Genomic DNA, 12,600 nt, shown 5'->3' with positions numbered 1-12,600 from the left:
GATCGCCGTTACACCTCCATAACCAACCGCCTTGAGGCGGCAAATTCAGATTTTAGGATTGCCGCATCGCATTTCGTTATGGCTCATCCTTCGCGATCGCAACCACGCCGGGAGGGAAATCGAACGGCCCCCAGGTCTTGACGATGATCTCAAGCAATATCTTGTAGACAGCGAATGCGGCATCGGACAAGGCAGCGTTATCGGAAATGCATAGCGACAGCTGCTGCGAGGCCGACGGCGCATTGATCCGCCGAATGCAGAGCTCGTCGAGGTTCGGCAACTCCTTTGCGATCGACATGGGCAGCACGGCCGCCCCCACTCCGGCTGCAATCGCCGAAGACAGGGTCGATTGGGAATGGATCTCGGCGACGATGCGCGGGCGGAGTCCCACCTCGGCGCAGACCCGCTCGACCGTCTGTCGCAGGAAGGATTCCCGATATGGAAGAAGCAGGTCGAATTGCGCGACCTCCGCCGCCGAAACTTCCTCCGGAGGCATCTGCTCCGGATACATGCTGCGAGGCGCGACAAGGTAAAAATATTCGCGCATCAGCGGCTTGTAATCGAGACCGGTCACCGGGCGTTCGCCGTAGAGGACGGCCATATCCATGCTTCCCTTCAGCATCATTTCGCTGAGCATGACCCCGGAGCTATCGTAAATGTGTGGTACGACGCCGGGATAGCGTTCGCGAATCTGCATCAGGAGCGGGGTCGCGAGCAATGCCGCCGAGCTGAGCGGGGCGAGGCCGATCGTCACGTTACCGGTCAACTCCGGCTTGTTGTCCAGAATGGTGCGCCGGGCCTCTTCAATCTGCCGCTGGATCGACTTGGCATAGCGATAGAGGATTCGTCCGGCCTCAGTGGGCTTGACGCCGCGGGCGCTGCGATCGAGCAGCTTGCACTTGAAATCCGCTTCCAGGCTCGCAATGTGCTGGCTGAGCGCCGGCTGCGCGACATTCAGCACCTTTGCCGCGCTCGTCATGCTGCCGAGATCCACGACCTTGATGAATGCCTCCAAACGTTTCGTATCCAATACGGCGCCTCCGGATATCCAGACAGGGAGCAATGCAGCAGCAATAGGCTGAAGCTATGGGATCAGAAGGAAATGTTCTTACCACTTGGAACCTGAGGGGCCTATAGGTAGTGCTGGACTCGTCCGCCGCTCGCGTTGCAGCCGACGCCATTGGGTGGTTGGACGGTAGCAGAGGAGCCCTGTGGATGGGATTTTCGGACTATCGAACGGCCCTCGTGACGGGCGCGTCCTCGGGGATCGGGGCTGCGACGGTTCGCCGCCTGAGTGCGGAAGGGCTTGAAGTCCACGCTGTGGCCCGCGACGCGGCCCGCCTGAGCGCCTTGTCCGCGGAAACCGGGTGCCGCCCCTGCGCCGTTGATATCAGCGACCTCGACGCACTTGCGGCCCTGGCGAAGTCGTCCGAGTTCGACGTCCTCGTTAACAACGCCGGACAGTCGCGGCGTGGCAATATCCTGGACACGACGCCGGAGGATGTCGACGCGCTCGTCGACGTCAATCTGCGCGCGGTGCTGCATCTGACGCGGCTCATCGTGCCGGGCATGGCGCGCCGCGACCGCGGTCATGTCGTCAACATCTCCTCCATCGCCGGCCACTACGCGTTTGGCGGCGGGAACACCGTGTATCATGCCACGAAAGCGGGCATTCACTCGCTGTCGCAGCAACTGCGCGTCGACCTCTTCGGAACCCGGGTTCGCGTCACCGAGATATCGCCGGCCCGGGTCGAGACTGAAGTCTTCGGACGGCTGCTGGGCGATCTGGCCGAAGCCAAGCGCCGCTTCTTCGACGACTATGATTCACTCCAACCCGAGGACATCGCCAATTCGATCGCATTTGCGGTTGGATCGCCGGCGCGCATGAATGTCGCCTTCATGGAAGTCCTGCCGACCCAGCAAGTCGTCGGCGGCCTCAATTTCGCACAGAAGAGCCGGCCGCCGGCAGAGTGACGCATGAACGCCCCGAACTCGATAGGCCGTCAACGCGGAACGTGACTGTGGACCTCCCCAAAATCGAACAACTCGTGGATCTGGTTGCGCGCTCCGCCATCGCGGAGCTGGACCTGACGCAGGACGGAACCCGCATCCGCATCCTCAAGCGCACGTCTGCGGGAGCGCCGCCAGTCCCGGCCCATCCCACAAGTGGAGGCAGTGCGCAGGCCCCCACCCCCAATCACCAAGAGAGCCCTCCTCGCGATGCTACCGCTTCGGCCATCGCCGACATTGTCGTGCCCGCACCGATGCACGGTGTGTTCTACCGGGCCGCAGCGCCGGACGAGCCGCCGCTTGTCGAGGTCGGCGCGAGGATCGAAGCCGGGCAGAAGATCTGCATCATCGAGGCGATGAAGACCTTCATCGACATCGCCGCCGAGGCGCCGGGCGTCGTGCTTGAGATCCTGGCGGAGAACGGTGATGAGATCGAAGCGGGTCAAGCGCTGTTTCGGATCGGTCCTGCGGGTTCATCCTGATGTTCGACAAGGTCCTGATCGCCAATCGCGGCGAGATCGCGCTTCGCGTCCAGCGCGCCTGTCGGGCGATGGGTCTCAAGACAGTCGTCATTCACTCGGAGGCGGACCGCGACGCGCGTTATGTCGCACTCGCTGACGAGGCGCTCTGCATCGGGCCGGCGCCGGCGAGCAACACGTATCTCAACGCGGCGGCGATCCTGCTAGCGGCCGAGGTCAGCGGCGCCCAGGCGATTCACCCGGGTTACGGGTTCCTCTCGGAGAGCGCGGAGTTCGCCGAACGGGTCGCGCGCGCCGGTCTCACCTTCATCGGCCCTCCCGCGGACTGTATCCGGACCATGGGCGACAAGGTTGCGGCCAAGCGCGCGATGCGGATGGCGGGCGTACCTTGCGTGCCCGGGCCGGACAGCGCCCTGCCGGATGATCCGTCGGAGGTGCGCGTGATTGCGCGGGACATCGGATATCCCGTGATCGTCAAGGCCGCCGGCGGCGGCGGCGGACGCGGCATGCGGATCGTGCGCAACGAAGGTGCGCTGGACGAGGCGCTTGCGCTGACACGCGCGGAAGCGAGCAAGGCCTTCAAAAACGCTGCGGTTTACATCGAAAAATTCCTCGAAAAGCCCCGCCACATCGAGATTCAGGTGTTGTGCGACCAGCACGACAATCATCTTTGGCTCGGCGACCGCGACTGCTCGCTTCAGCGCAGGAATCAAAAGGTCGTCGAGGAAGCTCCCGCGCCCGGAATCGATCGCGCGCTGATCGAGAAGGTGGGCTCAAGCTGCGTCGAGGCTTGCCGGCGGATCGGCTATCGCGGCGCCGGCACCTTCGAATTCCTCTACGAGAACGGACAGTTCTTCTTCATCGAGATGAACACGCGCGTTCAGGTAGAGCATCCCGTCACCGAGATGACGACTGGGATCGACATCGTCAAGGAGCAGATCCGCATCGCGCAGGGTAAGTCGCTACAAATCTTGCAAGCCGACGTCGCACGTGTCGGCCATGCGGTCGAATTCCGCATCAACGCCGAGGACCCCACCACTTTCGCGCCCTCGCCCGGCACGGTGACGCGCTGGGACGTTCCCGGTGGCATCGGTATCCGCGTCGATACGCATATCGCCGCCGGCGCGAGCGTTCCCCGCCATTATGACTCCCTGATCGGCAAGCTGATCGCTCATGGCAGCACCCGCGATGAAGCGCTGGCGCGTGCACGCGTCGCCTTGTCCGAACTGCGCGTCGAAGGTATCCGAACCAATGTGCCGCTGCATCAGGCGATCCTGTCCGATCCGACGTTCTGCGGCGGTGGCTACGACATCCATCATCTCGAGCACTGGATGAATGCGCGGGTGGCCGCGCAATGACGACGCCGCGGATCAGCCTGCTCGGCACATCAGCTCTCCTGTTCGAGGCGCCCGGAGCGTTCGACCTGCCGCATCAGCGGCGCATCTGGTCGCTGGCAGCAATGGCGTCGAAATGGCAAGGAATCCGCGAGGCCATTCCCGGCATCACCAATTTGATGCTGACATTCGAGACGCCGCCCCGCGAGTTGGACACCTTGATCGCTGCGCTCAACGACGGCTGGGACGCGGCGGAAGGCCTCGCGATCGGCGGCCGCGAGATCAGGCTGCCAGTCACTTACGGCGGTGAGATCGGAGCATCGCTCCAGTCCGTCGCCGATCATTGCGGCCTGTCGGTCGACGATATCGTGTCGATCCATGCGGCGCCGCTCTACACGGTCTTCGCGCTGGGCAGCCATCCCGGCTACTGTTACCTCGGCGGCATGGATCCGCGCATCACCATGCCGCGGCGGCAGACGCCGCTGCAACGTTCCGCGGGCGGCTCGGTATCCATCGGCGGATCGCAGACGGGCGTCTCCGCATCACCCGGCCCCAGCGGCTGGCACGCCATCGGACACACGACTTGGACGTTCTTCGATCCGTCCCGGCCGACACCAGCCGCGCTCGCGCCGGGCGATACGATCCGCTTCGAGATCAAGCGGGTGATCCGTTGATCGAGATCCTGTCAGTCACAGGTCCTGCCAGCGTCCAGGATCTCGGCCGCTTCGACCAGTATCGCTTTGGGGTGGGCACGTCGGGCGCGATGGACGACGTCGCCCTGCGCGTCGGCAACATCGTTCTCGGCAACGACGAGAACGCCGCTGGCATCGAGATTCCGATGACGCCATTCAAACTCCGTTTCGGCCGGGACATGGCCTTTGCGCTCACGGGGGCCGGTGTCGAGGCCGAGATCGCAGGACGCGCAATCCCGCCATGGTGGCGATTGCACGCCCGCGCCGGAGATATTCTGAACATCAAGGCAATGTCCTGCGGCGCACGAAGCTATCTGACTGTCAGCGGCGGCATCGACGTGCCTGTGGTGCTGGGCTCGCGCAGCACGCAATTTCGCGGCGAATTCGGCGGCTTGCACGGACGGCCGCTATTGCCCGGCGACTCCCTGCCCTGCACGGCCTCCACCACGACCATCGGCGAGCTCGGGATCGAGCCGGCCGACATCACGCTGGCGCGGTCGAACGCTGCCGCGGACGAGACCATCGTCAGGGTCGTAATCGCCGGCGAATACGACGCGTTCGACGCAGCCACGCAGGAGCTGTTCTGGTCCAGCAGCTGGAAGATCACGCCCCAGAGCAACCGCTACGGCTACCGCCTGCAAGGCCCCGCCGTGAAGCCGAAAGCGCCGATCGAGAAGCGCTCGCACGGCATCGTCCCCGGCGTCATCCAGATTCCGCCCAATGGACAGCCCATCATCCAGATGCGCGACGCCCAGACGTCCGGCGGCTATCCAAAGATCGCGACCGTGATCCGGGCCGACCTGTGGCGCGTCGGGCAGGCGCGGCTCGGCGGAAGGTTGCGGTTCGAGCAAACCGCCTACGCCGATGCCCTTGCAGCCGAGGATGGGATGTCGGCCTATCTCGATCGGCTGAGGACCAACGTCCGTCTTGTCGAGGAGATCCGAACATGCCGATAGAGATGACCGATGTCGAGCGTCTAGCGCAGATCCTCGAAAGGTCCGGTGTCGACGCGATCGAGATCGAGGAGCCGGGACTGTCCCTGAAGCTCGTCGTGGAGAAAAGCGCCCGGATGGCCGCGTCTCCGACGCCTGCCGCCGCGGCCGGCCCTGCCACAGACCATTCCGTACTTGCGAAAGCCAATGTCGCAGGACATTTCCTTGCGGCTCATCCCTGGCGGGACAAGCCGTTCGTCGCGCCCGGCCAGCGCATCGAGGCCGGCGCGATCGTTGGCTTGGTCAAGATCGGATTGCTGTACGCCCCCATCGTTGCGCCGGCCGCCGGCACCGTCGATGCCGTGATCGCGGAGACCGGCGCAACGGTCGGTTACGGCACCCCGATTGCGCGCATCCGCCCGCTCGCCGAAAGCAACCCGATCAATTGAGCAATACGGTTGCGGGCGTGACTTCGCCGCCGCCCTGCTCGATCACGCGGCGCACCGTGGCGGCGAGACCGACTGATCCAGGCGTGTCGCTGTGGATCAGGATCGAGCGTGCCTCAACCTTGATCGACTTGCCCTCGATGGTCTGCACCGTTCCGCTATCAAGGAACCGCCTGACCCTGTCAGCCACGGCCTCCGGTGACGTGATCACCGAGTTCGGAAGCTTGCGGGACACCAGATGGGCGTTCTCGTCATAGGCCCGATCAGCCAGGAACAACGTCAGGACACGCAGGCCCACCTTGCGCGCGGCACGTACGATCTCGGCGTCAGGCTGTGAGAAAACGATGAAATCGCGATTGATGGTCGCAATTGCGCGGGCGACGACGTCGGCCATGTCGGCGTCCGCATTGACCATGTTGCCCATGGCAGCGTGGAAGCTGACATGGGTCACGCGATGGCCGGCATTGGCCGCGATCGCCTGCAACGCACCGATTTGATAGACCATGTGCTTTTCGAGCTCGGCGGCGTCCATCAGGATCACGCGACGGCCAAATCCGAGCAGATCGGGCAGGCCTGGATGGGCGCCGACCTCGACCCCCTTCTGCTTCGCCAGGCGGACCATACGATCCATGATGATGGGATCGCCGGCGTGGAAGCCGCACGCCACGTTGGCGGACGAGATGATGCCCATCAGCGCCTCGTCGTCGCAGATGCGGTAATTGCCAAAGCCTTCGCCCATGTCTGAATTGATGCCGACTTTCATGTTCGCTTCCTGCTCTTGTTCTTGTTGACGTCCACTCAAAGCGCTCGATACAGATCCGCGGTCGCACGCAACTTCGCGATGTAGTCGTTGACGGGAGCCATGGCCGCGACCGCGTCCTGGTAGCTCACCTCGCTGAAGGCGATGAACGACCCCGGCGCCGCCTGGCCGAGGCGCCAGAGATCAGCCTGGATCACGGCGGCCATCTTCGGATAGCCGCCTGCCGTGTTGGCGTCGCTCATCTGGATGATCGGCTCGCCGGCCGGCGGCACCTGCACGACGCCGGCCACAACGCCATGCGAGCGCATCTCGGCCGGTGTGTCCAATGTCAGCCTGTCTCCGGTGAGGCGATATCCGCCCCGGTCGCTTCGGGCACTGATCTTCCATCTCGTGGACCAGAACGTCGCCTGCATCGCCTCCGAAAACAAATCATACTCTCCGGCCCGCATGACGCGTATCCGCAGCGCGCGGTCATCCGTTTGACCGACGCCCGCGATTGCGACATCCGGCGGCGCGACGCCGAAATCGAAGCGGCCGGCGGTTTCGCATTGTGTCCCGCCGACCGGCACGACGTCGCCGGCTTGCAGGGCGCGTCCCTCAAACCCACCGAACCCGGCGCGCAAATGGGTGCTGCGCGAGCCAAGCACGCGCGGCACGTCGACGCCCCCTCCGAACGTCACGTAAACGCGCGCGCCGCGCTTCGGCGCGCTGATCGCGAGGATGTCGCCCGCCCTCGCCCGCCTGCACCACCATGATGGAACAGCGGCTTCCGCCAATGTGGCATCGTGATCGGCACCGGTGAGTGCAAACGTGGTGTCGGCCCCAAATCGCAGGCGGAAAGGAAACGTCTGGATCTCGATGCCAGCGGCATCGCTCTCGTTACCGAGCAGCACGTTGCCGGCCTCAAGCGCGACGGGATCCATGGCACCGGACGGGCTGACACCCAGGCGGCGCGCGCCATTGCGGCCCTGATCCTGGATGGTATTGAACGCGTGGCTAGTCAGTATTTCGATCATAGCTCGATCCGATCGATCCTGAATTTGACACGGTCGCCCGGCAGCATGAGTGACGGTTGTGTCCGCCGCGGATCGAAACTCGCAACGGGTGCCCAGCCAATCGCATTCCAGCCGTTCGGGCTGGTCAAGACCGCGACGCCGGTCTGCATCCCGCCGATGGTCACCGAGCCCGCGCTCATGTTCAACGAGGGTACGGACTTCCGTGGCATGTAGATACGCGGATCAAGACCATGGAGGTAACCGAACCCCGGCGAGCTCGCGACCGCGCAGACCGTATATTCGCCATCGCTATGAATCCTGATCACGTCCCGTTCGGATAGTCCCGCGCGCGTGGCGACCGCAGGCAGGTCGAAGCCGTGCTCACCACCGTAGACGACGGGAATCTCGATCAACTTGCCGTCCGCCTTGCGGCCTGGCAGGCGGTGCCACAGCTCGACGATCGACGCACCGAGCACGCCGATGTCGTCAGGCGGCTGCTCGAATACCAGCAACACATTGGTGACGCCGATGACGGCCTCTTGAACATTCGGCCAGGACGAAAGCGCATCGGCGAGCGCCCATATGCGTCCCTGCTGAACCATGTCAAACTCACCCGGCGCCTCGACCAGCATCGCCAGTGTGCCGATCAGGCTGATCTTCGGGCTTTTCTCGATTGCGCCGACAAAGGGAGCGCTGGACTGGTTAATCGACAAAAGGGCCTCACTGGTCCAACGCCTATCGCGCTGCCACCCTCAAGTCTAGCCAAGCAGCAAAAGCCAATCCAAGATCATGTTCGTCTGCGGGTATAAGGGATGTCGATTGCCCACAAGATGACTGGTTGAGCTTTCCCAACATGCGTCCGCGCGGAGCGGTCCGATACCGCACACAGCGGTCCCAACCGCACCTGCAGCGCTCGCTCCGAACTTCAGTGACGCGCGATGACGTGATTGCTTGGAGTCTCCCATCGCGCGACGACCTCTTCGCCCACCGCGTATCGAAGCCCGGCCTGTTGCGACTGATTTTGCTCGAACACGACGATCTGTCCGCCACTCGGCGTCTTGAGGTAATAGTGACTGACGAATCCGCGATAGATCGCCTGATCGACACGTGCCATCACACTGTTCGCGCGCTGTGCCGCCGGATTCTGGCCGACCTTCTCGACAACGATCGCCTCGGGCCTGATCGAGACCATGACGTCATTCGCCGATGGCGATATCTGGTCGACCTGAAGGCTCAATTCAGGCGACACACGAATGACTGCTCCGCTCCCATTTCGCTGTTCGACGAGGCCTTCAAACAGATTCGACGCACCGATGAACTTTGCAACGAATTTCGAGGTCGGACGCTGGTAAATTTCGGTCGCGGAGCCGACCTGCTCGAGCTTGCCATCGCGCATCACCACGATCTTGTCCGCCATCGTCAGGGCTTCGTCCTGGTCGTGGGTCACCATGATGGTCGTCAGGCCAAGCCTCCTCTGAAGGGCGCGCAATTCGACCTGCATGCTCTCGCGGAGCCCCTTGTCGAGCGCTCCAAGCGGCTCGTCGAGCAGCAGCATCGCCGGCTCGATCACCAGGGCACGCCCTAGCGCGACGCGCTGTTGCTGACCACCGGAGAGCTGGGCCGGATAGCGCTTCCCGAAGCTGGATAGCTGGACGAGATTGAGAGCCTCGCCCACCTTCCTTGCGGCATCGGCCTTGGATATCCCGCGCATCTCAAGGCCGAATGCGATGTTCTCCTCGACGGTCAGGTGAGGAAACAGCGCGTAGTTCTGGAACAGCATCCCGACGTTGCGGCGGTGTACCGGAACATCGGTCATCCTCTTGTCGTTCACGAAGACATCGCCGGATGTCGGACGGATCAACCCCGCGATCATGCGCAGGCAGGTCGTCTTGCCGCATCCGCTCGGACCGAGCAGCGCCACCATGTGGCCCGGCTCGATCGTGAGCGATACGTCATCGACCGCGACGGTTCGATTGTATTCCTTGCAGAGGCGATCAAGCCTGACTTCGGACGACCTCATGGCACCCCCGCTCAGCTCGTGAACACCTGATTGTAGCGCTCCAGCCAGGGGCCGCGGCGCGGAACGATGAAGTTCCAGTCCGGCGTGAACAGCCCGAGATCGGTTGCCTTGGTGTCGGGATAGGCAAGGAACTTGGCTGTCTCCGGCTTGAAGTCGATGCCGCCCACCGAGGGCGCGCTGAGGGTCTGCTCGGACAGCATCTTGGCGACCGAGGGCTCGAGAATGCGGTTGATCAGGGCACAAGCGAGTTCCGGCTCGGGCGCATTCTTGACCAGTGTCATGCTGTTGATGCCCGTGAACGCGCCTTCCTTGGGGAACGTCATGTCGATCGGCATGCCCTTCGCCGTGTGCGGATAGATCGCCTTCGAGTATTCAATGCCGCCGATTGTCGCCTGGCCCTGGGCCACCTGAAGCACCTGTGCCTCGCTGTCGTAGATCGTCAAGACGTTGGGCTTGAGAGCCGCGAGCTTGTCCCAACCGCTGTCGACCAGGTATTGCGCTTCCTTCAGCGGCTTGCCCGTCGTGAGCGCCGTCGCCACGATGAGCATCAGCACGCTCTGGGTATTCTTGGGTGTATTCAGCAGAATCTGCTTGCGATACTTCGCGTCGAAGATCTGCTCATAGCTCTCGAGCGGCTTCGTCACCTGCGGATTGATGAACATAGCCGCGCTGGAGATCGAGAAACCTACGCCGTAGCCGTCCTCAAAGAGGTAGCGCTTATAGACCTTCTCGAGGTTGGGAATCTTGGCGGCGTCGAGCTTGTCGATCAGCCCTTCCTGCTTGGCCTGGGGGATGCCTACGTCATCCATCATCATCATGCTGAAGCGCGGCGTGTCGCGGGTCGCGCGCAGCGCGGCGATGTTGGAGAGGGTCGCGCCTTCAATCGTGAAGACGCGGCACTTGAACTCGGCCTCGAACTTGGGAATGACCTCCTTCTGGATCAGTTTGCCCAGCGCCGAGTTGTAGACGCCGACATGCAGTTGCTTGGCATCCTGCGCCCACGACCGACTGATAATCGTCGGGAAGGCAACCGCGGATGCACCGGCTTTGATGAGAGTCCGACGGGTAAGGCTCATGATTCCAATCTCCTTCTACGAATAGACATCAGGCGGCCAACGCGCGACGCAGGCCTACCAACTTCTCCAACAACAGGACTCCGACCATCGCCATCAGGATGATGATCGTCGACATCGCGGGCACGGAAGGGTCAAAGACATTGACCAGTTGCCGCATCAGGACGAGCGGCACGGGCGAGTACTCGGAATTCGCCAGCCACATCGTGACCGGATAATTGTCAAAGGACACCATGAAGGCGAACAGCCCGCCGGCGGCGACGCCGGAGGCGATCTGCGGCAGCGTCACGCGCCAGAAGGTCGTGAGCCGGTTCGCCCCGAGCGTCCGCGCGGCATCCTCCAGATTTTCGTCCACGAGCTGAAGGCTGGTGACGACGGTGCGGATGACATAGGGCGAGGTCACGACCACGTGCCCGATCAGGAGATTGAGCCGCGCATCCTGGGAACCAAGCTTGGTCAGGACCTGAAGCAGCGCCAGGCCCGTTATCAGTGCCGGGAAGATCAGTGGCGAGAGCAAGAACCCCTTGATCGCCGCCAGACCGAAGAAGTTGCCGCGTACCAGCGCAAAGGCCGCGGGTACACCGAGCAGGAGCGATCCTGCCGTCGTGCCAAGCGCGAGCAGGATGCTCAGCCGCATCGCCTCGAGGAAATCGCGGTCCTGGAGAACCTTGGCATACCATTTCAGCGTAAACCCTTGCGGAGGAAACGTCACGAAATAGGAATCGGAGACCGACACCGCCATCACGAGGAGAAGCGGCGCCAGGATGAACAGCATCATGCCGGCGGTGATGGTGTAGAGGATGAAGGCGCCGAAGCCGGAAAACCGCTCGTCCATCACTCGGGCCTCCTGAGACGCCGGCCTTCCAGCAGCCACATCGAGACACCATTGACCGCGAGGACGAGGCCGACGAGAACGAGGGCAATCGCGGCGCCGAACGGCCAGTCGTAGACGACGAAGATCTGCTGCTCGATCAGGTTACCGAGCATGACCGCCGAGGCGCCGCCCAGGATCGCGGGAATGACAAAGGAGCCGGCGGTGAGCGAAAACACCAGGGTAAAGCCCGCCACGAAGCCCGGCATGCTCAATGGGAGCGTCACCCGGAGGAACACCCTCCACCATGGCGCGCCAAGCATCCGGGCCGCGTCTTCGAGATTGGGATCGATCTTGCCGAGCGCCGACGCCAGCGGCAGAACCATCATTGGGAAGAACACGTGCAGCGACCCGATGACGACGGCCGCTTCGGTGTACAGAACCGACAAGGGCGCGTCGACGACATGCAGCGTCATCAGGATCCAGTTCAACATCCCCTTCGGACCATTCTGAAGGATCAGTTGCCATCCATATCCGCGCACGACCACACTGACGATCAAGGGCGCAATGACGATCAGCGTAATGATCCGCGTGATCATCGGACGGCTCTTGACCATCACCAGCGCGACTGGATAGGCGAGTACCGTCGCGAGCACTGAGGTGATGATGCTGATCCGCAGCGTCGTCCAAAGCACACGCGCATAAAGCTCGACGTTGATCAGACGTGCGTAGTGCGCAAGCGTGAACGGGCGCCCGATGATACCGCGGCTGTCCTGCGTCTGGATACTCGAAAGCAACAGCTGGATCGCAGGATAAAAGAAGAAGTACGCGAGGAATGCCAGCATCGGGACGGCCAGGAGCCCGACCGGCAAAGCCAGACGCCAGCGCGATCCCCGCCGGGCCGCCGGTGGAGCCTGGGCACCCAAAACCGCCACCGCGTCCTCGCTGGTGGTCATCGCTGGCCGTCCTCGACTGCGCGATACCAAGGCCTACCCCTCTTTCTACGAAGCTTATGCGTCGGCATCCTACAGGACCAAGAACATCTTCG

General features: G+C 63.1%; 14 protein-coding genes. 6 read left to right on the top strand and 8 right to left on the bottom strand.

Annotated features, from left to right (window positions below):
- Positions 1-76: 76 nt before the first annotated feature.
- Positions 77-1,030, bottom strand: a complete 954-nt coding sequence (locus JQ632_RS00550; RefSeq protein ID WP_212400273.1) for a LysR substrate-binding domain-containing protein — start codon at positions 1,028-1,030, stop codon at positions 77-79.
- A 185-nt stretch (positions 1,031-1,215) separates the two neighbouring features.
- Between JQ632_RS00550 and JQ632_RS00545 the strand changes: the two genes are divergently transcribed.
- Genes JQ632_RS00545 through JQ632_RS00520 form a run of 6 tightly spaced genes read left to right on the top strand, consistent with a single transcriptional unit; the run spans position 1,216 to position 5,896 of the window.
- On the top strand, positions 1,216-1,974 hold the full coding sequence (locus JQ632_RS00545) for an SDR family oxidoreductase (protein WP_212400272.1): 759 nt from the start codon (positions 1,216-1,218) through the stop codon (positions 1,972-1,974).
- A gap of 47 nt (positions 1,975-2,021) precedes the next feature.
- A complete protein-coding gene (gene accB, locus JQ632_RS40210; protein ID WP_212400271.1) occupies positions 2,022-2,492 on the top strand; it encodes an acetyl-CoA carboxylase biotin carboxyl carrier protein in 471 nt (156 codons plus the stop codon).
- Positions 2,492-3,847: an acetyl-CoA carboxylase biotin carboxylase subunit gene (gene accC / locus JQ632_RS00535; RefSeq protein ID WP_212400270.1), complete on the top strand. Its 1,356-nt coding sequence runs from the start codon at positions 2,492-2,494 to the stop codon at positions 3,845-3,847. Before accB ends, accC begins: the two co-directional genes overlap by 1 nt.
- Positions 3,844-4,497 (top strand): 5-oxoprolinase subunit PxpB, encoded by a 654-nt coding sequence (gene pxpB / locus JQ632_RS00530; protein ID WP_212400269.1) that lies wholly within the window; start codon positions 3,844-3,846, stop codon positions 4,495-4,497. Before accC ends, pxpB (JQ632_RS00530) begins: the two co-directional genes overlap by 4 nt.
- Complete coding sequence (locus tag JQ632_RS00525) at positions 4,494-5,471, top strand: biotin-dependent carboxyltransferase family protein (protein ID WP_212400268.1); 978 nt, start codon at positions 4,494-4,496, stop codon at positions 5,469-5,471. The genes pxpB (JQ632_RS00530) and JQ632_RS00525 overlap by 4 nt, the downstream gene beginning before the upstream one ends.
- Positions 5,462-5,896: an acetyl-CoA carboxylase biotin carboxyl carrier protein subunit gene (locus JQ632_RS00520; protein ID WP_212400267.1), complete on the top strand. Its 435-nt coding sequence runs from the start codon at positions 5,462-5,464 to the stop codon at positions 5,894-5,896. Before JQ632_RS00525 ends, JQ632_RS00520 begins: the two co-directional genes overlap by 10 nt.
- Here JQ632_RS00520 and JQ632_RS00515 read toward each other — a convergent pair.
- The 7 genes from JQ632_RS00515 to JQ632_RS00485 all read right to left on the bottom strand — a co-directional run bounded on the left by JQ632_RS00515 (position 5,889) and on the right by JQ632_RS00485 (position 12,508).
- Complete coding sequence (locus JQ632_RS00515; RefSeq protein WP_212400266.1) at positions 5,889-6,656, bottom strand: LamB/YcsF family protein; 768 nt, start codon at positions 6,654-6,656, stop codon at positions 5,889-5,891. The genes JQ632_RS00520 and JQ632_RS00515 overlap by 8 nt on opposite strands.
- 35 nt (positions 6,657-6,691) lie before the next feature.
- Positions 6,692-7,669, bottom strand: coding sequence for a biotin-dependent carboxyltransferase family protein (locus tag JQ632_RS00510; RefSeq protein ID WP_212400265.1), 978 nt, complete (start codon positions 7,667-7,669; stop codon positions 6,692-6,694).
- On the bottom strand, positions 7,666-8,361 hold the full coding sequence (gene pxpB, locus JQ632_RS00505) for a 5-oxoprolinase subunit PxpB (RefSeq protein WP_212400264.1): 696 nt from the start codon (positions 8,359-8,361) through the stop codon (positions 7,666-7,668). The genes JQ632_RS00510 and pxpB (JQ632_RS00505) overlap by 4 nt, the downstream gene beginning before the upstream one ends.
- A 212-nt stretch (positions 8,362-8,573) precedes the next feature.
- Entirely contained in the window at positions 8,574-9,668 is a 1,095-nt protein-coding gene (locus tag JQ632_RS00500; RefSeq protein ID WP_212400263.1) for an ABC transporter ATP-binding protein, read from the bottom strand.
- A gap of 11 nt (positions 9,669-9,679) precedes the next feature.
- Positions 9,680-10,744, bottom strand: a complete 1,065-nt coding sequence (locus JQ632_RS00495) for an extracellular solute-binding protein (protein WP_212400262.1) — start codon at positions 10,742-10,744, stop codon at positions 9,680-9,682.
- A 28-nt stretch (positions 10,745-10,772) separates the two neighbouring features.
- Entirely contained in the window at positions 10,773-11,576 is an 804-nt protein-coding gene (locus JQ632_RS00490; protein WP_212400261.1) for an ABC transporter permease, read from the bottom strand.
- Positions 11,576-12,508, bottom strand: a complete 933-nt coding sequence (locus JQ632_RS00485) for an ABC transporter permease (protein WP_212400260.1) — start codon at positions 12,506-12,508, stop codon at positions 11,576-11,578. Before JQ632_RS00485 ends, JQ632_RS00490 begins: the two co-directional genes overlap by 1 nt.
- Positions 12,509-12,600 lie beyond the last annotated feature (92 nt).

Source organism: Bradyrhizobium liaoningense (assembly GCF_018130955.1).
Taxonomy (GTDB): Bacteria; Pseudomonadota; Alphaproteobacteria; order Rhizobiales; family Xanthobacteraceae; genus Bradyrhizobium; species Bradyrhizobium liaoningense_C.
This window is presented reverse-complemented; position numbering and strand designations above follow the sequence as displayed.